Genomic DNA, 20,738 nt, shown 5'->3' on the forward strand with positions numbered 1-20,738 from the left:
GCCCGGGGGTTTGGGAGCGCTCCCAGGCGTCGTGGCCCCACGATGGAAGCCTTGAATCGGTTCAACGTCAAGGTGTGCGGCGGCAGTTACGATGTGAGCCATGGCGGAAACCGGTGGGGTGCGCGAAGTGAAGTCCGCGGGCCGCACCGTGGAACTGCTGGAGCTGCTCGCCGCGCGCGGCGACCAGCCGGCCCGGCTGCGCGAGCTCGCCGAGGAGCTCGGCGTCCCGCGCAGCAGTATGTATGCCCTCCTCAAGACCCTGATCGACCGCGGCTGGGTGCGCACCGACGTCACCGGCTCGCTGTACGGCATCGGCATCCGCGCGCTGCTCACCGGCACCAGCTATCTGGACAGCGATCCACGGGTGCGGGCGGCGCGGCCGTACCTGGACGAGGCGTCCGACGCGCTGGGCGAGACCATTCACTTCGCCCGGCTGGACGGCGGCGATGTCGTCTACCTCGCCACGCGGGAGTCGCATGAGTACCTGCGCCCCTTCAGCCGCGTCGGGCGGCGGCTCCCGGCCCATGTGGGAGCCCTGGGGAAGGCGCTGCTCGCCGAGCGGATCGACGGTGAACTCCCGCTGATGGGCGAGGAGTTGGAGCAGGCGACGCCCAATACCCACCGCACCCGCGCCTCGCTCCTGGCCGATCTGAAGCGGGTGCGGGAGCGGGGCCACGCCATCGACCGGGAGGAGGGGGTCCTGGGCATCGTGGGCTTCGGTCTCGCCCTGCGGTACGACGTCCCGGCGGTGGACGCGATCAGCTGCTCGGTGCCGACGGCCCGGCTGACGGAGGGGCGGGAGGAGCGGATCGTCGCGGTGATGCGGGAGATCCGGGCGAAGATCGAGGCGGTGGTGCCGAGGGGGACCGGCACGGGCCCGCGGTGGCGCCCGTAGCCGGGTGACTCGGCGACCCGGGCCTTCTCAGGGGTGGCGGCGCCGGACCTCTCAGGGATGGCGGCGCCGGGCCTCTCAGGGGTGGTGGCCCCAGACCTCTCAGGGATGGCGGCGCTTGATCATGTCCGCGCACTTCTCGCCGATCATCATCGTCGTGACGCACGGGTTGACGGCGATGAGATACGGCATCGCCGAGCCGTCCGCCACCCGCAGCCCCGCCACCCCCTTGACCCTCAACTCCGGATCCAGCGGGGCGTCCGCGTCGTCGGGCGCGCCCATCCGCACCGTGCACGCCGGGTGGTAGACGGTGTTGTGGGTCGCGCGGACATAGCCGGCCAGCTCGTCGGCGCTGGTCACATCGGGCCCGGGGGCGAGTTCGGCGCCCGCCCACATGGCCAGCGCGGGCCGGGCGGCGATCTTGCGCGCCAGCAGCAGACCGCGGGTCATGATCTCCATGTCGTAGGAGTCGGTGAAGTAGCGGGGATCGACCCGCGCCTTGTCGCGGAAGTCGCGGGTGGCCAGCCGCACGGTGCCCCGGGAACGGGCCCGGGTGACGTTCGGGGTGAGGCAGAAGGCGTTCTCCGAGGTGGGGTAGCCACGGCGGTAGGTGTTCAGGTCGAAGGGCGTCGCACCGTAGTGGAACATCAGGTCCGGGCGGTCAAGCTCGGGCTCGGTGGCGGTGAAGACGCCGATTTCCCACCACTGGGTGGAGCTTCTGATCATGGGCTGTTCGGCGTTCCACATGATGACGCCCTCGGGGTGGTCCTGGAGGTTGCCACCGACTCCGGGGGAGTCCACGGCCACCTCCACCCCCGTCTCCCGCAGATGCCCGGCCGGGCCGATCCCGGAGAGCATCAGCAGCTTCGGGGTGTCGATGGCGCCGCACGAGACGATGACCTCGCGCCGGGCGTGCACCCTCAGGGTGTGGATCAGATCGGGGGAGAGGCAGTCGACCCCGGTACAGCGCCGGTCCTCGTCCAGGACCAGCCGTCTGGCCTGGAGTCCGGTGCGCACCTGAAGATTGGGCCGGGAGTCCATGACGGGGTGGAGATAGGCCACCGAGGTGGAGCAGCGGGTGCCGTCCTCACGGGCGTTGATCTGGAACCAGTGGGCTCCGTGCACCACCGTCGTCCCGGTGTTGAACGGGACGATGGGGATGCCCACCTCCTCGCAGGCCGCCAGCACCGCCCTGCCGCACGGGTCCTCGGGCGGCACGGTGCGGATCCGGACCGGGCCACCGCGGCCGTGGTGGTCGCCGGGCGCGTCATTGTCCTCCAGCCGCTGGAAGAGCGGGAAGCAGTCGGCGGCCGACCAGCCGTCCAGGCCCATGGCGGCCCATTCGTCGAGGTCTTCGGCGGGGGCCCAGAAGGCGATGCAGGAGTTGTGCGAGGAGCAGCCGCCGAGCACCTTGGCGCGGGCGTGGCGCAGAAAGCTGTTGCCCTTCTCCTGGGGTTCGACCGGATAGTCCCAGTCGTAGCCGGAGCCCAGCAGCCCCATCCAGCGGTTCAGCCGCAGCACGTTGTCGTCCCCGACGTCCGACGGGCCCGCCTCCAGCAGGCAGACGCTCACCGAGGGGTCCTCGGACAGCCGGGAGGCGACCACCGATCCGGCCGTACCGCCGCCGACCACCACGTAGTCGAACTGGTCCACGGGCCTCTCCTCCCCTCCTCCTCACGTCCTCACGGGGCGGTGAGGGCGACCTCCGGGGAAGGGAGCGGTCACTCGAACCACCGCTGGGGGCGGGGCGCGGTGTTGCGCCAGATGTGTTTGAGCTCCTGGTATTCGTGCAGCCCCGACGGGCCCAGCTCCCGGCCGACACCGGACTGCTTCATCCCGCCCCACTCGGCCTGCGGGACGTACGGATGGAAGTCGTTGATCCACACGGTCCCGGCCCGCAGCCGGGACGCCACCCGGTGCGCCTTCTCGGTGTCCTGCGTCCACACCCCGCCCGCCAGGCCGTACACCGTGTCGTTGGCGAGCGCCACCGCCTCGTCCTCGTCCCGGAACCGCTCCACGGTGAGCACCGGGCCGAACGACTCGTCCTGCACCACCGACATGTCCGGGGTGCAGTCGTCCAGCACGGTCGGCAGGTAGTAGAAGCCCTTCGCCAGGTCCGGCTCGTCGGGCGGGGTCCCGCCGCAGCGCAGCACCGCGCCCTCGTCGATCCCCGCCGCCACATAGTCGGTGATCTTCTGGCGGTGGTCGGCGGAGATCAGCGGCCCGGCGCGGGCGTTCTCGTCGAACGGCCCGCCCAGCCGGATGTTCCGGGCCCGGTGGACGATCTCGTCGACGAACGCGTCATGCAGCTGCTCCTGGACCAGCAGCCGGGCACCGGCCGAGCAGACCTGCCCGGAGTGCAGGAACACCGCCGTGAGCGCGTAGTCCACCGCGGTGTCGAAATCGCAGTCGGTGAAGACGATATTGGGGTTCTTGCCGCCCAGCTCCAGGGCCAGCTTCTTCACCGTGGGCGCGACGGCCGACATGATCCAGCGTCCGGTGACCACTCCGCCGGTGAAGGACACCATGTCCACGCGTTCGTCCGTGACCAGCGGCGCGCCCGCGGTGGCCCCCGAGCCGAGGATCAGATTGGCGGCCCCGCCCGGCAGCCCGGCCTCGGTCAGCAGCCGCATCAGATGGATCGCGGTGTGCGGGGTCAGCTCGCTGGGCTTGAGGACGAAGGTGTTCCCGGCGGCCAGCGCGGGCGCCACCTTCCAGGCCGTCTGGAGCAGCGGGTAGTTCCACGGCGTGATCAGCACACATACCCCGACCGGTTCGTGCACCACCCTGCTGTCGATCTCCGGACTGCCCACCTCCACGACGCGGCCGCCGCTCCCGGAGGAGGCGAGGGTGCCGAAGTAGCGGAAGCAGTTCGCGATGTCGTCGAGGTCGTACTCGCTCTCGACCAGCCGCTTCCCGGTGTCCAGGGACTCGGCGCGGGCGAGCGTCGGCTTCTCGCGCTCCAGCAGCTCGGCCACCCGCAGCAGCAGCCCGCCCCGGTCCCCGGCCGGGGTACCGGGCCACGACCCGCGGTCGAAGGCGTCCCGGGCGGCCGCCACCGCCGCCGCGGCGTCCTTCGGCCCCGCCTCGTCGACCACGGCGACCAGCGAACCGTCCGCCGGACAGCGGATCTCGCGGCTGTGTCCGTCGAGGGCGGTCGTCCAGTGGCCGCCGATGAACAGCTCCGGCATGGGTTCCTCCGGGCTCGGACGACAGGGCCGGTCCCGAGTGGATCCATCGACGCACCCGTCCGGCCCACACACCGAGCGTAAGTGGCGCGGGTCACCCTCGCACGGCGTGGGGAGGGCGCGGGGGCGGACGCGAGGTGTTGGGGCGGGCGCCAGGTGTTGGGGCGACGGATGTCCCGGGGAACCTTCTTCCGGCGGGGACGTGTGATCGGACGTGTGAGCGGCACAATCCCTGGCATGGTCAACGCGTCCGAAGCCCACCGCGGCCCCGAGCCTCCCCGCGCTCCCCAAGCCCACGGCGCCCCCGAAGCCGACGGCGGCTCCGAAGCCCTCAGCGCCCCCGATCCCCGGCGCGCCCTCGTCGACGAGTTGCTCGCCGCCCTCGATCCGCTGCCCTTTCCGCGCCGGATGCGGGAGCTGGCCGGGCGGGCGCGGGCGGCCAGTGCCGAGGGGCGGCTGGGCGCGCTGATCGAGGAGTTGGAGCGGCGCGGGACGTACGAGCGTCGGCTGGCGGCCGTGGCCGCGGCCGCCGGCGGGCGCACCGGCCATCTCGCGGCGCGGCTCGCCGACCCGGACCCCGTGGTGCGGCACCGCGCCCTCGACACCGCACGCCGCGGCGGCCCCGGCGCGGTCCCGGACGACGCGCTGGAGGCGGCCTTCGAGGACGCGCCCGCCACCGTACGGCGCGAACTGGCGCGCACCGTCGTGGCCGGGCGGCGCACCGCGCTCGCGGACCGGCTGATCGAACCGTTCCGGGAGCGCTGGGGCGACGGCGAGGCCGCCCGGCTGCTCCCCGGCTGCGGGGCGGATACCGTGGCGCGGCTGCTGCCCGGACTGTTCCACGCCGTCCGCGGCTGGCGGGCCCTCGTCTCCCGGCATCCGGTCGCCGTCCTGGACGAGGCGGCGCGTCAGCTCGCCGCCCTGCCCGCACCGCTGCGCGCCGACTGGTGGACCCGCTACGCGCCCTGTGTCGCGCTCGCCGCGCCCGTAGAGCCCGAGCGGGTGCTGGAGCTGCTGGAGGACTACGGCCAGGGCCCGCTGCCGACCGCCGTACGGGCCCGGCTGTCCGCGCTGGTGGCCGCCGATCCGAGCCGTACGCTGCGGCTGCTGCTCGCCCCCGAGCACAGCGGCACCCGGCGGCGGCTGGACCGGGCCGTGCTGCGCCGGTTCGTCCGCGCCGACCCGCCCGAGCTCGCCGAGCTGGGGCGGTCGCTGCGGCACGACGCGGACCCCGACACCCTCGCCCGCCTGCTGGCCACGCTACCGCCCGCCCGCCGCTCCGCGTTCTACGACCGAGCCACGGACCGCGCCACCGACTGGGCCACGGACCGGGCCGCCTACGACCGGACTACCTACGGTCAGGCCATAGACCGGGCCACCGGCGAGGGGGCGACCGAGGGCCGCGCCGCCCGCGACTGGGCGGTCGAGGGCCGGGCTACCGACGGCCGGGCTACCGACGGCCGGGTCACCGACGGCCGGGTCACCGACGGCCGGGTCACCGACGGCCGGGTCACCGACGGCCGGGCCGCCCACGACTGGGCCGCCTACGGTCAGGCCACGGACCGGGTTACCGACGGCCGGGCCGCCTACGGTCGGACCACCGGCGGCCAGGCCACCGGCGGCCAGGCCACCGGCGGACGCGGCTCCGACCACGCCGTGAGCGACCACACCGTCATCGACCCCGCCGTGCTCGAAGTCCTGCCGCGCCCCCGTCGCCAGGCCGAGGCTCGCCGGATGGCCGCTCAGGCGCGCGAGCGTGGCGCGCCCTGGACGACCGTGCTGGAGTCGGTGGCCCATCTGCCGATCGAGGAGGCGCGCGAGGAGCTGGTGGCCGCCGTGCGCCGCTCCTCGGCCGAGGACCGCGCGCTGGCCCATCCGCTGCTGATCCGGTGCGTCGCCCGTTCCGGTGACCCGGACGCCCTCACCGAGCTGCTGCGCCTGCTGGAGCGGCTGCGCAACGAGCAGGACCCGGTGCGCTCCGCGGCGCTCGGCGCGCTCGCCCGCACCCATCCCGCGCTGTTCACCGACGACGCCGCCGAGCATCTGGACCGGATCGCCGCCGACGCGATCGCCGCCCGCGACTCGTCCTCCGCCACCCGCCAGGCCCTGCGCCACCTGGCCGTGGCGCTGCTGCGCGAACACGCCGTCACCGGGCGGCGCCAGCTGCTGGGCTGGGCGCTGCGTACCCTCACCCGGCTCGCGGGCAGCGTCGGCGCCGCCGACCTGGGCCGCCTCGACCACCAGCTGCGGCGCGGTCAGGAGCAGGCCGTGTTCGAGGCGCTGCGGCCCTGGCTGGAGGCGGGCGCCGAACGGGTCGACCACGAGCTGACCTTCGCCCTCGCCCGCTCCCTCGGGCGGCGCGCCCATGCCCTCCCCGAGCTCCAGGAACTCCTGTGGCAGGCCATCTCGTTCGGCAGCGACGCGACGGCCCGCACCGCCATCGGGCTGTGGCTGGAACCACCGGCCGAGCGGGACACCCGCGTGGCCGAGCTGCTGGCGCACGAGCCCTCGGCGGCCGTGCTGCCGCCCGTCCTGGCCGTGCTGATCCGCCGTCGCACCGATCTGCTCGACCTCGTCCTCGGCGACACCCCGCCGTACGGGCGCTTTCTGACCCCCGGCACCCACTGGACCCCGCCCACCGGGCGGGACACCGGCCGCTGGCTGCCCCGTCAGCAGGCAGCCGCCGCCCGCGTCCTGGACCGGGCCGCCGCCGACACCTCCCTGCGGCCGGGGCAGCGGGCGGCCGCCGTCGCCGACGCCGCGCCGATCCCCGGCCACGGCGCGGCCACCGTCCGGACCTGGACGGCCGCGGCCACCGTACGGACCTGTACGGACACCGACGATGTGGCCGTGGCCGAGGCCGCGCTCGCCGCCCTCGCCCGCACCGACCGCCCCGGCGATGCCCTGCCCGCCCTGTTCGCCCACGCGGGCGACGACCGGGCCCGGGTGGCGATGTACGCGGCCACCCGGGCGTCCCGGTACGTCGAGCCATCACGGCTGGGGCGGCTGGTGCGCGGGGTGCTCGCCCCGGACGGCGTCGCCACCGCCGTACCGCCCGTCCCCGCGAAGGTCACCAGCCGTAAGGAGGCCGTCCGGCTCGCCGCCACCCTGCTCCCGGTGGCCGACGCCGCCGCGCTGCTCGCCGACGCCTTCGAACTGCCCGGCCAGCACCCCGATGTGCAGGCCGCCTGTGTCGACTTCGCCACCGGGCTGCTCGACACCAAACGCGCCTGGGAACTGCTGACCGCCGCCGCGAGCGGGCGGCGCGAGCTGCGCCACGCCGTGCTGCGCACCCGCCCGCTGGACCTCCCCGAGGCCCACCGCGGCCGCTACGCCCAGCTCATAGGCGCCGTCTGCGACACCGACGACCCCGAGGTGGCGGCGGCCGGATACGGGGCGCTGGCCCGCTGGTCGCCGTGGGCGCCGGACGCGGCGGCCGTCCTGGTGGCCGCCGTCACCGACCTGGGCAACCGGGCGAGCTGGCGGCCCGCCGCCGACGCCCTCCTGGAGCTGATGGCCGCCGCGCCTGACGGGTCGCCCGGTGACAACCCGCTGGCCTGGGCGCTCGCCGCGCTCGCCACCGCCGACGCCCGGCCCGGCGGCCCCGATGCCGAACCGGACCGGGACCGCCCCGCCCACCGCCGCATCCGGCACCTCGCGGACCGGCTCGCCACCCGGGCCCGGATGCGGCCCCGGGTGACCCGGCGCACCGCGCGGGCCGCCGGTGAACTCCTCGCCGGATACGAGACGTTCGTCCAGGAGGCCGCCCATGTGCTGGTGAACGCCCTCGATCTGGACGCCCGTCCCGGCCCGCTGGCCGCCACCCTCGCCCGCCTCGCCCGGCTGCACACCACCCGCCCCGCGCTCGCCGTCCGTACCGCCGACACCCTGCGCCGACGGCTGAACACCGCCACGCGGCCGGGCTCCGACGCGGCCCTGCTGCGCGCCGCGCGGGAGCTCGACGAGGACGGCGGCCACGCCTCCGGACTGTTCGCCGCGACCCTTACGGAGGTGGCCGGGGCCCGTACGGAATGGGCGGAGCCCTGGCGGGAGCGGCTGCGCACGCTGCGCGGCCATCCGCACGCGGATGTGCGGGACGCGGCGCTGCGGCTGACGACGACGGTGGAGTGAGGGAGGGGGCGGTGTGGCCGGGGGCTCGGGACCTGGGGCTCCGGGGGCTACGGGAGCTCCGGAGGTCAGTCGCTCTTGCGCCAGGTGCCGTCGGTGTAGTCGTAGGCGTAGGCGGGGCGCCCCTTGACGCTGCTGGTGCGGAACGGCGAGCCGTGGTCGTCGATCCGCACCGTCCCCGAGCGGCCGCCGCCCGACCAGTCCAGCTCCAGGTACCAGCTACAGTCGCAGCCCGCCGTCCGGGCGTTGACCAGCAGCACCTCCGGATCCGAGGCCGAGACGCGGTAGGGGAAGTGGACGGCGGGGATCGGCTTGCCCGCGTCATTGCCGTCCGTGGGCCGGGCCAGCGGACGGGCGGCGTCCAGATTCACCGAGAAGGCGCGCGGGGTGAGGGAGCCCCCACAGCCGTTGTCCATGGCGAACGACGACCACGCGAGCGGGGTACGGCGGCCCACGACCCGTACGTGCAGGGCCTGGAGGACGACGGCCGACGAGGCCCGGCCCTGCACCGTGACCTCCACATTGGTGGTCCCGCCGTGCACCGCGTCATGGGCGGCGGCCCACGTCGGGGCGTCCTGCTCGGTGGGCGGCGGGGCGACCTGGGTCGGGGGCCGGTCGATGAGATAGCGGTGGCCGCAGCCGTTCTCCCAGACATGGGAACGGGTGGAGAGGGTGAGCGGGAGCTGGGTGGACCCGCCCTGGCCCGTCCCCTTGGTCGCGCCGGGCGTGGGCGAACCGGAGGCGTCCCCCTTGGCCCTCTGCTCCTTGCCGCGCTCGCCTTTGTTGTCGTCGCCACCCGGTGCGCCGGATTCCTTGTCGCCGTCCGTCCTCTGACGGTCCAGATGGCCCCGGGCGGTCGGTCCGGCGGGCGGGGCGGAGGTGGGCTCGGCGGAGGGAGGCACGGCCGCGGTGTCCTTACGGCCGTCATCCCCGGGCGGCCGCACCTCGACCGCCGTAACGGCGAGCACGACAACGGCGGCGGCCCCGGCGAGCAGCGCCCAGGGCCGCCGTGCGCGTGAGGCGGCGGCGGTGGCGGTGTCCGTGGCGTTTGCCGCCACGGCCCGCAAACGGGCTCGCCTGCCGGGCGGGGGTTGGGTCGTGTCTGTGGTGGGGGCGGGGCTGGTCTTGCCGGTGGCCGTGGGTTCGGCGGCCTTGGCCGGGGTTGCGGATTTGGCCGTGGCCGTCAACCCGGCCTCGGCCGTGAGCGCGCCGGACGGTTGGCTCCGGTCGCCGTCAGCCCGGTCGCCGTCGTCCCGGTCGGTGGCCGGGGATCCGGCCTCGGCCGTGGGCGTGGCGGGCGGTTGGGGCCGGGAGTCGCTGGTCCGGGTGCTGTCGGCCCGACCGCCGTTGTTCCGGTCGGTGGCCGGGGACCACGGGCGAGGCGGTCGGGTCTGCCCGGTGGCCGGGGATCGGGACTCGGCCGTGGGCGCGCCGGGCGGTTGGGCATGGGCGCCGTCGGTCCAGGTGTCGTTGGCTCGGTCGGTGTCGTCGGCGGGCTGGTGTGGGTCGCCGTCCGAGTGTGCGGCCGTGCCGCGGTGCGCGGTGCCATGGGCCTGCGCCGACCGGTCCGGGCCGGTGTCGTCTCCGGGGCGGCCCGGTGCGGGGTCGGCCGCGGCGGACGCGCGGCGCGCGGCCGGGCGGGCGTTGGGCATCGGAGCGGCCCTCGACGCGTCGTCGGCGGGGGTGGCGGCCTCGTGTCGCTCATCGGCTGCCGCGCCCGGCTGAGCGTCGCGCGAGCCCGCACCGGCCTCCGGGCCGCCGCCGCTGCCTCCGGCCGGGCCGGTGGTCGTGGCCGCATCCGGGTGAGGGCCGGTCACCGGGCCCGGGCCGGGCGTCGCGACGCGCCCCTGTTGACGGTCGGCGGCCGGACGCGCGGCGGGCGTCGCGGTGGTCCCGGACGCGTCCGACGCGGCGTCGGCGCCTCGTACGTCGGCCGACTGCCGAGGCTCACCGCCACCGGACCGGGCGTCCATCCCCCGCACGGTGCCATCCGCGGCCGGGCCGTCGTCGGCCGCGTCCTCGCCCCCGCGCGGAGCCGACATCGCACTCTCGCGCGCGCGGCGCTTCGCGGCGTCCGCGAGGATCCAGCGGCGGTGGAGCGCGATCAGCTCCTCAGGGGTGGCGCCGCACAGCCGGGCGAAGCGCTCGACGGGGGCGTAGTCCGTCGGGACCGCGTCGCCGTTGCAGTAGCGGTGCAGCGTGGACGTGCTGACGTGCAGTCGTGTGGCCAGCGAACCGTAACTGCGGCCCGAGCGCTCCTTCAGCGCCCGCAGTCTCTCGGCGAAGTCCTCGACCTCTTTGGCGTTCCCCACGCCCACCACCCCCCAATATCGTCCCCGGCACCGCGAGTCGTCCCGTGGGCGTCCCACGAGCGCGTTCCAGGGTGTTGTCATACCCCCAAGTCAGCGTACGTGCAGGCGTTCCAGCGTCCCGAATGCCCCGCCGGTCGTAGCGGCCACGGCCGGGTGGCGCACACGCTTGTCCTGCCGCCGCGACCTCCCGGTGCGACGGCGACATGCTGAAACCTGAGATCGGGAAGAGACGGGGAAATACCTCATGCGCAAGCCCACGCACTCATTCCGCGGCACCGCGCTCGGCGTCGCGGCAGCGGCCGCCGTGGCCGTGGCCGTGGCCGGGACCGGGTCGGCCCAGGCGGCTGTGGACCAACGCACGCCCGCCCACCTCGTGCCGAGGGAGCTCCCGCCGCATCCGAGCTCCGACTGGTACGCGAGCGATGTCACCGAGGGCCTGCCCGAGACCCCTCCGTTCTGCGTGGAGAAGACCTTCCCGTCGGCCGGGGCGACCCACCGCACCTTCTGGACCGAGTACGACACCGGCGCCACCCAGATCGTGGTCAGGACCGGCACGGTGGAGGCGGCCCGCAAGCTCGCCGCCGCGGCCGAGAAGAAGATCCGGAACTGCGCCGCCGACTGGGAGCGCCAGTTCCCGGAGGGCACCGCCTCATGGCGGGACTACGGCGCCCTGACGGCGGAGGACGGCGCCCATGTCTACGGCGTCCATACCTCGTACCCGGACTCGGAGCCCGGCATCCACCTCTTCGGCGTGGGCCGCGACGGCCGGACCGTCACCGTCGTGACGTGGGGCGAGATGGGCGGCTACGACCAGGCACCGCTGGCCGACTTCAAGCGCACCGCCACGACCGCCGTGGTCAAGCTGTACCACCCGTGAGCGGGGTCTGACGGGCGTCCAACGGGCGTCCGGCGGGGACGGGGGGACGCGGCCCGAGGGGGGGCCGATGGGGGCGGGGACCGGTGGCGGCCACGCGTACACACGGGGGTACGCGTCGCCGCCACCTCCGCGTGTCCCGGCGCCGCCGTCCCGCTGGCCACCGCGTCCGGGGAGGGGCCATGTCCCCGAGGAGCCGCGGAGACCCCGTGGCGGAGGGTCGATCATGAGGGCCCGTGGCCGATATGGTCGAAGTACGCCGCCCCACCGGACGCCCGACCGTCGGAGGTTTCCCGTGCCGAACGGATCGCTCTCCCTCGCCGCCTCGCTCTACCTGCTCTCCTACGACCCCGAGACCGGCCGGCCCGCCGGTGCTCACACCGCGCTCCTCGTCCGCGCCGCCGCCCTCACCGAACTCGTTCAGCGCGGCATGCTCACCGACGCCGACGGCAGTCCCTGCCCCGTGGCCGACGCCGCCACGGGTGATCAGACACTCGACGGGCTGCTGGAGCTGATCGGCGAATCCCGGCCGCGCAGCTGGCAGATCTGGGTGGGGCATCAGCCGCGGCTGACCGAGCACGCGGTCCGCGACCAGATGGTGACGGCCGGATATGTGCGGGCGAAGGGGAAGCGGATGCTGGGGCTGTTCCCGGCCAAGGAGTACGTGCTGGACCGGCCCGACCAGGTGGCCGGGATGCGGGACGACGCGGTGCGCGTGCTGCACGGTGAGCAGCCGGCGGCCGAAGTGTCCGAACGGGACGCGGCGTTGGTCACGCTGGCGGCGGCGGGTGAGCTGAGGTCCGTGGTGACGGCCACGGACGCCAAGGTCCGCAAGCGCCGGATCCTGGAGCTGGGGGAGCGCTGCGGGGGCATGGGCCCGGTGCTGGAGAAGGTGATCGCGCAGGTGCGGACGGCGCTCGCCGCCGCCGTCGTCACGACCATGCTGGCGTCGACCACGGCCGTGACCGCCACCTGACCTCTCACCGGTAGGGGCGGGGCTCAAGCGCCCGTACGGGGCAGGACGTCCGTACGGTGCGGGGCAGGCGTCCGTACGGGCCGGACCCAGGCGCCCGTACGGGCCCGAGCCTCCGTACCGGCCCGGGCTTCCGTACGGACGTCAGGCGTCTCTCAGCAGCGACGCCAGCCCCTCGTCCAGGTCGAGCTCCCCGGCCTCGCTGCCCTCGGGGACGACCGCGTACGACCGGCCGAGGAATCTGCGGAGGTCGGCGGTGTCGAACTGGACCATGGCCATGCCCTCGGGGGCATGGAATTCCAGGACCGTCCCCTGCGGGCCGCTCGGCCACATCTGCACGTCCCCGCTGCCCGCGGGGCCGCGCAGCCCGGCCGCGAGCAGCTCGCGCCCGAACGTCCACTCCACCGCGGAGCCGTCGAGGGACGCGGAGGGCGGGAAGGAGATGCGGACGGCGAACGGGTCGTCGCGCTCGTAGCGCAGGCACGCCGGAATCGCGCGTGACTCGGGCGTCGACGCGATGAGCTGTGCCTGGACGGCTTGGTCGATGACAGTGGTCACGTCGGCTCCCTTGCGATCGGTGCGGGGCGCGTCGCCCTTACGACCGTTAAGACGTTTGGGCGATCAGGCCAGTGCACCCACTTTCGACGTGACGTGCGTCACGACTGTTTTTTCGAGGGGACATAGGGCATTTAGGCTTGCCAAACCATGCAAGGTCTCGGGCGCCGTGCGGAGCTGTTACAGAAGCGCAGGCGATACGAGGCACCCACCCCAGGGGTTGTTCCACCATGACCGAAGGTCACGCGGCGCTCGACACGGCCGCCTACAGCCGAATCTACGAAGCCGAATATTCGCGTCTGTGCGGATATGCCCGAACTCTCACCGGCAATCCCTGGGTTGCCGGGGACCTGGTGGCCGAGGCGCACTACAGCGTGTGGCGCCGGATCCGCGCCGGGCATCCCCTCGGTGCCGACGCCGTCCCGGCCGAGCTGACGAGCACCGTAAGGGCGCTGTCGGCCGGGGTGGGGAACGGGGGCCCGTCGCAGCAGGCGTCGTACCTCGAACCGCTCGTCCAGGTCCTCGACGAGCTGCCGCAGCGCTGGGTCAAGGTGCTGTGGCTCGCCGAGGTGGACGCGCTCCCGCCGGAGGAGGTGGCGTGGCTGACCGGGGCGAGCCCGGACGGTGCGGCGGCCCTGGTGGAGCGCGTCCGGGAGAGCGTGCGCCAGGAGTTCCTGCGCGCCCAGCCCGGCTATCCGGTGAGCGCCGCGTGCGGTGGGCACTGGGAGGGGCTGCCCGACCATGTGCGGGGCGCGGACTCCCCGCACCAGGCCGAGCAGATCGCCGTCCACATCGACGGCTGCCGGGACTGCCGGGGCCGGATGGAGCAGCTGGTCGCGGCCGACGACCGGCTGCCCGCGCTGACCGGCCCGGCGCTGCTCGCGCTGTACGACCGGGACATGGCGCGCTTCCTGGCGCCGCTGGCGGCCGCCGGTGCGGTGGGTGCCGTGGGGGCCGCCGGAGCGGGTGCCCTGGCAACCGCCGGCGGTGCGCACGCGGCGCCCTCGAACGGGCCGCTGGTCTCCTCCCGCCGTTCCATGCACCACCTCGTCCGCGGGCAGGTGCGCCAGGCGGGGCCGGTGGCGGTCGCGGCGGCCGCGGGCGGCGTGCTGCTGGTCGCGGGGGCGACGGTCATGACGGGGCTGGCGCTGACGGACGGCGGCTCGGCGGCGGCGGAACAGCCGGCGGCAGCCTCGAATCCGTCCATATCGGATACATCCGACTCCGCCGATCCTTCTTCCCCTTCTTCCCCTTCTTCGGCCACGTCGGGCGCCTCGCGGCACTCGGACGGGTCGCGGGCGGGCGTTCCGGGGGAGGCGTCCCGGAACCGGCCGTCCACCGCGAGCGTGCCCACCGGGCACTCCCCGACGGATGTGCCGTCCAGCGCCGTATCCCCCTCGCGCAAGGCGCCGACGTCCGCTTCTTCCGAATCGCCCTCGTCGCGGCCGTCTTCGCCCGCTTCGTCCTCCGCGTCGAACGACCCGTCGCACCGGCCGACCGACGAACCGACCCAGAAGCCGACGGACGGCGCCACGTCGGACCCGGAGGACACCCCGAGCGGGCAGCCGACGGACGAGCCGACGCAGCGGCCCACGGCCGGGCCGACCGACTCCGGCTCCGGCTCTGACTCCGACTCCGGCGACTCCCGGGACTGCGTCTCGCTGGTGGTCCGGCTCTGCGTGCGCTGACCTCGCCCCGGGGGCCGTGTGCGGTCCCCGGGGCTCAATTCGCTCAGAGTCAATTACGGAACGTGTCAAGTGTGTTGCCCTCCGGAGCGTAAGCTCAAAACAAGCCAGCGGTCCCAGCCGGACAGCGGGACCAGGAGGGATGGACCGATGCCGTTCCAGCCACGCGAACTGTTTCCCGACCGCTCCGCACGCGACCTGTTCGGCGCGGAGATCCGCCGCCACCGCGAGAAGGCGGACATGTCGCTGCGGCGCCTGTCCGAGGTGCTGAACTACAGCAAGTCCCACCTCGCGCGGATCGAGGCGGCGGAGTCGCTGCCGTACGACGACCTACCGGCGAAGCTGGACGCGTGCTTCGGCACGGATGGGATGTTCGCGCGGATCTATGCGCTGGCCAAGAATGAGCCGTTTCCGGGGAAGTACCGGCGGATGATCGAGATCGAGAAGCGCGCTGCCGTTATCGAGCAGTACGTGAGTGTGGGCGCTCCTGGGCTGCTCCAGACACCGCGCTACGCGGAGGCGTTGATGCGCAGTGTCCATCCGCACGCGCCGAACGCGGAGATCGAGGCCATGGTGAAGGCGCGCATCGACCGGCAAGCGCGGCTGGTCGAGCCCAAGCCGCCACGCTGCTGGTTCATCCTGGACGAGGCCGTGCTGCACCGCCCCGTCGGCGGACCAGACGTCACGTGCGATCAGTTGGCGTCCCTGCTCAAGCAGGGGGCACAGTCGCACGTGACCATTCAGGTGCTCCCTTTCGCGGTAGGAGAGCACCCGGAAATGCTGGGTGGTGTGCTGAAGATCTACACCGTGCCCGGCGAGCCCCAGGTGGCCTACGAAGAAGGCAGTCGGTCAGGTGCCCTGATCGAGGACCAAGTGGGAGTCGCCTTGCGCCGGGAGAACTACGATCTGCTCAGGGCAATGGCCCTATCGCCTCGCGATTCCGAGGCAATGATCCAAACTGCGATGGAGGACTACACCCCATGCCCACGACCAGGGACGTAGGTGCAGCGGTCTGGCGCAAGAGCAGCTACAGCAACGGCGACGGCGGGGATTGCGTCGAGGTCGCCGACAATCTCCCGGGCCTCGTCCCCGTCCGCGACTCCAAGAACCCCGACGGCCCCGCGCTCATATTCGCAGCCGAATCGTGGGCCGCGTTCATAGCCTCCCTCAAGGCGTGAGCGATCGCCGCATGCTGGAATGCGAACGGTTTCATGACCACGCACCGTAGCGTCCGAGCGGTGAACAGGCGTCCATAGCAGTCGAGTTGGGCAGGGCCCGGCCGGGGCCATCCGGATTTGGCGGCGGAGGTGAGCCATGAGGAAGGCGCGTGCGGGTCTTTCGGCGTTCGAAGCGAGAGCAGGAGAGGCCGCGCGGACCCTGCTGCACAACCAGGGCCACGACGGCGGGTGGGGCCTCACGCTCACGTCGGTGTCGTCGATCGTCAACACGAGCGAGGTCCTTCCGATCCTGCGGGTCGCTGGGCTCGCGGGGCAGCCGGTGCGCGAGGCACTCGACTTTCTGATCGGCGCCATTCCGGAGCACTGCCGACCCCGTCACAAGGGCGGCCGTGGTGAGCACACCCGCTTCGTCGCCTTTGGCCTGACCGGGCTGCTGTCGCACCCGCGTTTCTTCCACCATGACGGTGTCGTGGAGGCCGCCGCCTGGTGCGTCGGCTGGCTCGAGGACCATCGCGTTGACCACGGCTGGCCCGAGGTACTTGGTCTCGACGACACCTCGCTGCACCAGACCGCCCTCGCCGTGCACGGGCTTGCCCAGTTCAGGGACACCCTCCACGAGCTCGGCCCGGGTTTCGTCCTCCCCGGCGGGGCGGACACCACGGGCCTGCTGGGGCGAGTCGAGCCACTGATCGACCACGGCGTCCAGGGGCTTCTCTACCACCGCCGGTCCAGCGGCGCCTGGGGTTGGCGCACCTACGTGGATACCGACCCGAGCCCGAGCAAGACCGCGCTGTGCCTGCTGGCGCTCTCCGCAGTTGTCTCCGGGGCCGGCCCCGGAGGCGAACCGGCCTACCGGGACGCGCCCCGGGACGCCGGAGGCGTCCACGGCCCGGTGCAGAAGAAGCGGCTGTCCGAGGCGGTCGTCGAGGCAGGGCAGTGGCTGCTGCGCAACCACCACCGCTGGGAGACCTTCGTCGAGGACGACAAGGACGTACAGGGCACCGCGTGGGAGCATATGGCGTACGCGCTGTGCACCCAGGCCGTCATTCGGGCCGGCGCCAACCCGCGTGATCCCCGGCTGTCCACGGCGTGGCGGCTGATGAACGACCTGTGGGAGCCCGAGGCCGGGATGTGGAACGAACCCGGCGCCTCCGGCAAGCGCGCCACCATCCGCGCGGCGTACTACACCGTCTCGGCCTACCGGGAGGCCCTCGGCCGTCTCGCCCGGATCGGCATCGGCGAGGAGGCCGGGGTCGGTGACAGCGACATTGGGGCGGAGATCCCCCTCAGGGGCGCCGAGCTTGCCGCTGGGCACACGGTCCTGCTGACCACAGCGGACAGCGACGGCCCGGTGGCATGTCAGCTCTCGGAGCGGCTGTTCGACCTGGCGAAGGTCGTGCACGACGGTCCTGGCGAGGGTATGTCGATCGAGCAGATCGCCCAGGCCCTGTTCGTTGCCCCGTCCTCGGTTCCCAAGTACGTCCAGCGCCTGAACCAGGCGGTGTCCGCCGCCCTCGGCGGCGCCCCGGTCCGGCTGTTGATGGCCGACACCGTGAACGGGGCCGGCGGCTACGCCTGGGCCCGCTCGGAGACGACCGGGTAGTTCAGCAGGGCGAAGCGTGCCAGGGAGCGGACCTGCTCGAAGGTCGGCAACTGCTCCAGATCCTCCAGGCTGAACCACCCAGCCCCGTGCACCTCCTCCAACTGCGCCTCCACGGCTTGCTCGCCGGTGCCTGCCTGGCGGCGGACGTAGAAGAACTGGACCAGGGCGGGGACGGCGAACCCTTCCCGCTCGATGTCCACGTAGAACGGCACCGGCTCGGGGGTGGCGTTGTCGTCGGCCGGGTGGGTGGCGGGCTGGCTGGAGATCGCCTCCACCAGCAGGCCGGTCTCTTCTTTGAATTCCCGCACGGCCGTTCCGGCGAACGACTCGCCAGGCTCGATGTGCCCGCCGGGCGGCACCCACTTGTCGAAGCGGTTGTGGTGGACGAGCAGCACCCTGCCGCGCTCGACGAGGTAGCCCGAGCAGATGTACACCAGACCGATGTCGCGGGCGGTCCGGCCGTCGTGAATCAGGATCGAGCGAGGCACGCTCGTCACGATAGCCCACCGGCCCTTTCCCGAACTCGCCAGCAGAGCAGGTGCTTCGGGCGCTGGATGACATGTCATCGGCGATGACATCGCAATGTCATCGCATACACGTCATAACAGGCCGGAAGGTGGACGCGTGCCCCGCCGCTGCCGATCGGCTGGGCGGGCGAAGGCCCTGTTAGGTGAGGGAAAGGACCGTGATGCGCACTCGCGTCTCCGGCTGGCGTGCCCGCTACGATCAGTGGTTCATGGTCCCGCAGACCGTGGTTGTCCAGCCCACGACCTGGTGCAACCTCGACTGCCATTACTGTTACCTGCCTTCCCGTAAGCTCAGGTACCACATGCGCCCGGATGTCGCCGACGCACTGGCGATGTCGGTCGCTCAGCTCACGGCCAGCGGCAGCCCGCCCATCGGGATCGTCTGGCACGGCGGGGAGCCCCTCGCGCTCGGCCCGCAGAAGTTCAGGGCGCTGCTCGCCCCCTTCGAGGATCTGCGCCGCGCGGGCCGCGTCCACCACTACGTGCAGACCAACGCCACCCTGATCACCGGCACCTGGTGCGAGCTGCTGACCGCGTACGACATCCGCGTGGGCGTGAGCATCGACGGCCCGGCCGTGTTGAGAACTGCAAGCTCGACTACAGCACCTTTACCCGAGTCCGGGCCGTCGGACCCCTGATCTTCTCCCAGTGCTCCCTGCGCGAGACCACGTTCGACGCAGCCGACCTGAGCACAGCTGCGTTCGAGGGCTGCGATCTACGGCTTGCTGAGTTCGACGGCGGCACGTACCGCCACCTGGACCTGCGCGGCAACGACCTCTCCCAGCTCCGCGGCGTCGCCTCACTCAAGCAGGTGATCATCGACCATGGACAGACCCCGCAGCTGGCCGAGGCTCTCGCCGCAGAGCTCGACGTCACCTACGGCGAAGACCTCGACGACAAGTAGCCCTCACCTGTCGCTGCGGTGGCTGTCCGAGGTGCTGAACTACAGCATGTCCCCAGCGCGACTGCACCCCGGACCTCGCCTGGTGGCGGCAGGCGAAAGGGGCCGCACGCCGCTGCTGGAGCCGACCCCGTAGGAGCCGCCCTGCGGCCCGTATCGTCCTTACGGTCCCCGTTCCGCCCTTACGGTCGCTGCTGGCGGTAGTCGGCGAGCGCCGGGGCCGTACGGGTGGCCAGGAACTCGGTGATGGTGTACTCGCCGACGCCCGCGACCACGAACGGATCGCTCGCCAGCATCTCCTCGATCTTCGCCCGGTCGTCCCCGAGCGCCAGGATGACCCCGCCGTCGCGGGGCTTCTTGGGCCCGGAGGCGAGGAAGACGCCGTTCGCGAAGTGGTCGTCCACCCAGGCGAGGTGCTCGGGGAGGGCGGCGTCGACGCGGTCCGCCGAGGCGGTGTACGTGATCTCCAGTACGAACATGACGGGCAGGCTAGTAACGTGAACGGCACGATGACCAGCGCCGTCGATCCGCGATATGAACTGCCCCGCGACTGGCCCACGACCGAGGCCGAGGCCATCGCCGTCCAGGAGCGGACGCGGGCGTCCGTGGTCGTCGGCGGGGAGGTGCCCGAGCCGGGCACCGGCACCGGCGCGGTCGTCGGGGTGGACGTGGCGTACGACGACGAGCACGACCTGGTCGCGGCCGCCGCCGTCGCCCTGGACGCCCGTAGTCTCGAGGTCGTCGCGGAGGCGACCGCGGTGGGCCGGGTCAGCTTCCCGTACGTCCCCGGGCTGCTGGCGTTCCGTGAGATCCCGGCCGTCCTCGGCGCGCTCGGCGACCTCGACCGGCGGCTCGGCCGCCGCCCCGACCTGGTGGTGTGCGACGGCTACGGCCTCGCCCACCCCCGGCGGTTCGGGCTGGCCAGCCGTCTCGGAGTGCTCACCGGGCTGCCCACCATCGGCGTCGCCAAGAATCCCTTCGGCTTCCGCCACACCGACCCGGGGCCGCGCCGCGGCGACTGGTCGCCGCTGCTCGACGGGGACGAGGAGGTCGGCCGGGCGCTGCGCACCCGCGACGGCGTGAAGCCGCTCTTCGTCTCCGTCGGCCATCGGGTGACCATCGCGGACGCGTGCGCGTACACCCTGCATCTGGCCCGCGACTTCCGGCAGCCCGAGACGACACGGCGCGCGGACGCGCTGTGCCGCCGGGCCCTGAAAGCCGCCACGCTCTGAACGCGGTGTGGTGAGCCCGACCTCCGAACGTGGCGGCTGTTCACGCGGTACTCCGAGCGCGGCGCCGGGCGAACCCCTGTACCCCCCGGCGTCGCCCGTCCTCGGATCGCCTCAGACCCGCCGCGTCTCGGCCAGGAAGCAGCCGAACTCGACGGCCCGCACATGCACCGCCGCCACCCGCGGGTCCCCGTACAGCTCGGCCAGCCCCTCCTCGATCGTCGGCGCGCCGTCGTTCAGCAGCCGCCCGCCGAGGATGTTGCCCTCGGCCGTGTACGCCCGCAGCACCCGCCGCTCGCCCCGGATGCCGTCCGCGATGCCGGGGCCGGTCCAGCCGTCGCACTCCTCGGGGTGGATGAAGACCGGGCCGACCTCGTCGTACGGGCCGGGCGTGGCACCCGTCTCCCGCGCCCAGCGGCGCAGCGGGGCGTAGGAGACGGGCGCGATGGTCTCGTGCGGCCGGCTCCGGCCCAGGCAGCAGCGCAGCGGGCTGCCGCCCTCCTCGTCCTCCACCACCACGCGCGGAGGGTTGCCCGCGTCATCGGTGATCCTCAACTGCTTCAGCACCTCGGGCGCGATGGCCCGCATTTCATATTTCTCGTCCATGTTCTCGTCCATGCGGTCAAGCCTGGCCGGTGGGCTCGCGGCGCGCTGGCGGGATTCGGACGAGGCGCTGAGGCGGGAATGTACTTG

17 protein-coding genes and 1 pseudogene are annotated in these 20,738 nt (G+C 73.2%); 11 read left to right on the forward strand and 7 right to left on the reverse strand.

Annotated features, from left to right (window positions below; translation table 11 throughout):
* Positions 1-100: 100 nt before the first annotated feature.
* A complete protein-coding gene (locus tag ACJX2R_RS39305; RefSeq protein ID WP_413103972.1) occupies positions 101-895 on the forward strand; it encodes an IclR family transcriptional regulator in 795 nt (264 codons plus the stop codon).
* Positions 896-994: 99 nt separating this feature from the next.
* On the opposite strand, the gene ACJX2R_RS39310 is transcribed toward ACJX2R_RS39305, so the two are convergent.
* Positions 995-2,545, reverse strand: coding sequence for a GMC family oxidoreductase (locus ACJX2R_RS39310; protein ID WP_413103973.1), 1,551 nt, complete (start codon positions 2,543-2,545; stop codon positions 995-997).
* Between the two features lie 68 nt (positions 2,546-2,613).
* On the reverse strand, positions 2,614-4,083 hold the full coding sequence (locus ACJX2R_RS39315) for an aldehyde dehydrogenase family protein (protein WP_413103974.1): 1,470 nt from the start codon (positions 4,081-4,083) through the stop codon (positions 2,614-2,616).
* A gap of 234 nt (positions 4,084-4,317) precedes the next feature.
* Here ACJX2R_RS39315 and ACJX2R_RS39320 point away from each other — a divergent pair, with 234 nt between their 5' ends.
* Positions 4,318-8,211 (forward strand): hypothetical protein, encoded by a 3,894-nt coding sequence (locus ACJX2R_RS39320; protein WP_413103975.1) that lies wholly within the window; start codon positions 4,318-4,320, stop codon positions 8,209-8,211.
* 65 nt (positions 8,212-8,276) lie between these two features.
* On the opposite strand, the gene ACJX2R_RS39325 is transcribed toward ACJX2R_RS39320, so the two are convergent.
* Positions 8,277-10,520, reverse strand: a complete 2,244-nt coding sequence (locus ACJX2R_RS39325; RefSeq protein ID WP_413103976.1) for a helix-turn-helix domain-containing protein — start codon at positions 10,518-10,520, stop codon at positions 8,277-8,279.
* A gap of 244 nt (positions 10,521-10,764) precedes the next feature.
* Between ACJX2R_RS39325 and ACJX2R_RS39330 the strand changes: the two genes are divergently transcribed.
* Both ACJX2R_RS39330 and ACJX2R_RS39335 read left to right on the forward strand, forming a co-directional pair.
* The gene (locus tag ACJX2R_RS39330) at positions 10,765-11,397 is read left to right on the forward strand and encodes a hypothetical protein (RefSeq protein ID WP_413103977.1); all 633 of its coding nucleotides are present in this window, start codon (positions 10,765-10,767) and stop codon (positions 11,395-11,397) included.
* Between the two features lie 292 nt (positions 11,398-11,689).
* Entirely contained in the window at positions 11,690-12,370 is a 681-nt protein-coding gene (locus ACJX2R_RS39335; protein ID WP_413103978.1) for a GOLPH3/VPS74 family protein, read from the forward strand.
* Between the two features lie 141 nt (positions 12,371-12,511).
* On the opposite strand, the gene ACJX2R_RS39340 is transcribed toward ACJX2R_RS39335, so the two are convergent.
* Positions 12,512-12,925, reverse strand: coding sequence for an SsgA family sporulation/cell division regulator (locus ACJX2R_RS39340; RefSeq protein ID WP_138916733.1), 414 nt, complete (start codon positions 12,923-12,925; stop codon positions 12,512-12,514).
* A gap of 227 nt (positions 12,926-13,152) precedes the next feature.
* On the opposite strand from ACJX2R_RS39340, the gene ACJX2R_RS39345 reads away from it, so the two are divergent.
* The 4 genes from ACJX2R_RS39345 (at position 13,153) to ACJX2R_RS39360 (ending at position 17,388) form a co-directional block, all read left to right on the forward strand.
* Complete coding sequence (locus tag ACJX2R_RS39345) at positions 13,153-14,610, forward strand: hypothetical protein (protein WP_413103979.1); 1,458 nt, start codon at positions 13,153-13,155, stop codon at positions 14,608-14,610.
* Between the two features lie 147 nt (positions 14,611-14,757).
* Entirely contained in the window at positions 14,758-15,609 is an 852-nt protein-coding gene (locus tag ACJX2R_RS39350) for a helix-turn-helix domain-containing protein (RefSeq protein WP_413103980.1), read from the forward strand.
* On the forward strand, positions 15,588-15,785 hold the full coding sequence (locus tag ACJX2R_RS39355; protein WP_413103981.1) for a DUF397 domain-containing protein: 198 nt from the start codon (positions 15,588-15,590) through the stop codon (positions 15,783-15,785). Before ACJX2R_RS39350 ends, ACJX2R_RS39355 begins: the two co-directional genes overlap by 22 nt.
* Before the next feature lie 136 nt (positions 15,786-15,921).
* Positions 15,922-17,388, forward strand: coding sequence for a hypothetical protein (locus ACJX2R_RS39360; RefSeq protein ID WP_413103982.1), 1,467 nt, complete (start codon positions 15,922-15,924; stop codon positions 17,386-17,388).
* Here ACJX2R_RS39360 and ACJX2R_RS39365 read toward each other — a convergent pair.
* Complete coding sequence (locus ACJX2R_RS39365) at positions 17,355-17,876, reverse strand: NUDIX hydrolase (RefSeq protein ID WP_413103983.1); 522 nt, start codon at positions 17,874-17,876, stop codon at positions 17,355-17,357. The genes ACJX2R_RS39360 and ACJX2R_RS39365 overlap by 34 nt on opposite strands.
* 200 nt (positions 17,877-18,076) lie before the next feature.
* On the opposite strand from ACJX2R_RS39365, the gene ACJX2R_RS39370 reads away from it, so the two are divergent.
* Positions 18,077-18,553, forward strand: coding sequence for a radical SAM protein (locus ACJX2R_RS39370; protein ID WP_413103984.1), 477 nt, complete (start codon positions 18,077-18,079; stop codon positions 18,551-18,553).
* Positions 18,553-18,624: pseudogene (locus tag ACJX2R_RS39375) on the forward strand (hypothetical protein); the annotation flags it as partial. The gene ACJX2R_RS39370 and the pseudogene ACJX2R_RS39375, both read left to right, overlap by 1 nt.
* Positions 18,625-18,998: 374 nt before the next feature.
* On the opposite strand, the gene ACJX2R_RS39380 reads toward ACJX2R_RS39375, so the two are convergent.
* On the reverse strand, positions 18,999-19,295 hold the full coding sequence (locus tag ACJX2R_RS39380) for a YciI family protein (RefSeq protein WP_413103985.1): 297 nt from the start codon (positions 19,293-19,295) through the stop codon (positions 18,999-19,001).
* A 30-nt stretch (positions 19,296-19,325) separates the two neighbouring features.
* On the opposite strand from ACJX2R_RS39380, the gene ACJX2R_RS39385 reads away from it, so the two are divergent.
* A complete protein-coding gene (locus tag ACJX2R_RS39385; RefSeq protein WP_413106060.1) occupies positions 19,326-20,048 on the forward strand; it encodes an endonuclease V in 723 nt (240 codons plus the stop codon).
* A gap of 111 nt (positions 20,049-20,159) precedes the next feature.
* Here ACJX2R_RS39385 and ACJX2R_RS39390 read toward each other — a convergent pair whose 3' ends face one another.
* The gene (locus ACJX2R_RS39390) at positions 20,160-20,663 is read right to left on the reverse strand and encodes a DUF1203 domain-containing protein (protein ID WP_413103986.1); all 504 of its coding nucleotides are present in this window, start codon (positions 20,661-20,663) and stop codon (positions 20,160-20,162) included.
* Positions 20,664-20,738: the final 75 nt, after the last annotated feature.

Origin of the sequence: Streptomyces sp. Inha503, from assembly GCF_047215865.1 — a bacterium.
In the GTDB taxonomy this organism is placed as follows: Bacteria; Actinomycetota; Actinomycetes; order Streptomycetales; family Streptomycetaceae; genus Streptomyces; species Streptomyces lycopersici.

What these genes read in the sequence shown, in the direction of transcription:
- ACJX2R_RS39305 (WP_413103972.1), top strand. Translation starts at nt 101, where the DNA reads ATGGCGGAAACCGGTGGGGTGCGCGAAGTGAAGTCCGCGGGCCGCACC.
- ACJX2R_RS39315 (WP_413103974.1), bottom strand. Translation starts at nt 4,083, where the DNA reads ATGCCGGAGCTGTTCATCGGCGGCCACTGGACGACCGCCCTCGACGGA.
- ACJX2R_RS39320 (WP_413103975.1), top strand. Translation starts at nt 4,318, where the DNA reads ATGGTCAACGCGTCCGAAGCCCACCGCGGCCCCGAGCCTCCCCGCGCT.
- ACJX2R_RS39330 (WP_413103977.1), top strand. Translation starts at nt 10,765, where the DNA reads ATGCGCAAGCCCACGCACTCATTCCGCGGCACCGCGCTCGGCGTCGCG.
- ACJX2R_RS39345 (WP_413103979.1), top strand. Translation starts at nt 13,153, where the DNA reads ATGACCGAAGGTCACGCGGCGCTCGACACGGCCGCCTACAGCCGAATC.
- ACJX2R_RS39350 (WP_413103980.1), top strand. Translation starts at nt 14,758, where the DNA reads ATGCCGTTCCAGCCACGCGAACTGTTTCCCGACCGCTCCGCACGCGAC.
- ACJX2R_RS39355 (WP_413103981.1), top strand. Translation starts at nt 15,588, where the DNA reads ATGCCCACGACCAGGGACGTAGGTGCAGCGGTCTGGCGCAAGAGCAGC.
- ACJX2R_RS39360 (WP_413103982.1), top strand. Translation starts at nt 15,922, where the DNA reads ATGAGGAAGGCGCGTGCGGGTCTTTCGGCGTTCGAAGCGAGAGCAGGA.
- ACJX2R_RS39370 (WP_413103984.1), top strand. Translation starts at nt 18,077, where the DNA reads ATGCGCACTCGCGTCTCCGGCTGGCGTGCCCGCTACGATCAGTGGTTC.
- ACJX2R_RS39380 (WP_413103985.1), bottom strand. Translation starts at nt 19,295, where the DNA reads ATGTTCGTACTGGAGATCACGTACACCGCCTCGGCGGACCGCGTCGAC.
- ACJX2R_RS39385 (WP_413106060.1), top strand. Translation starts at nt 19,326, where the DNA reads ATGACCAGCGCCGTCGATCCGCGATATGAACTGCCCCGCGACTGGCCC.
- ACJX2R_RS39390 (WP_413103986.1), bottom strand. Translation starts at nt 20,663, where the DNA reads ATGGACGAGAACATGGACGAGAAATATGAAATGCGGGCCATCGCGCCC.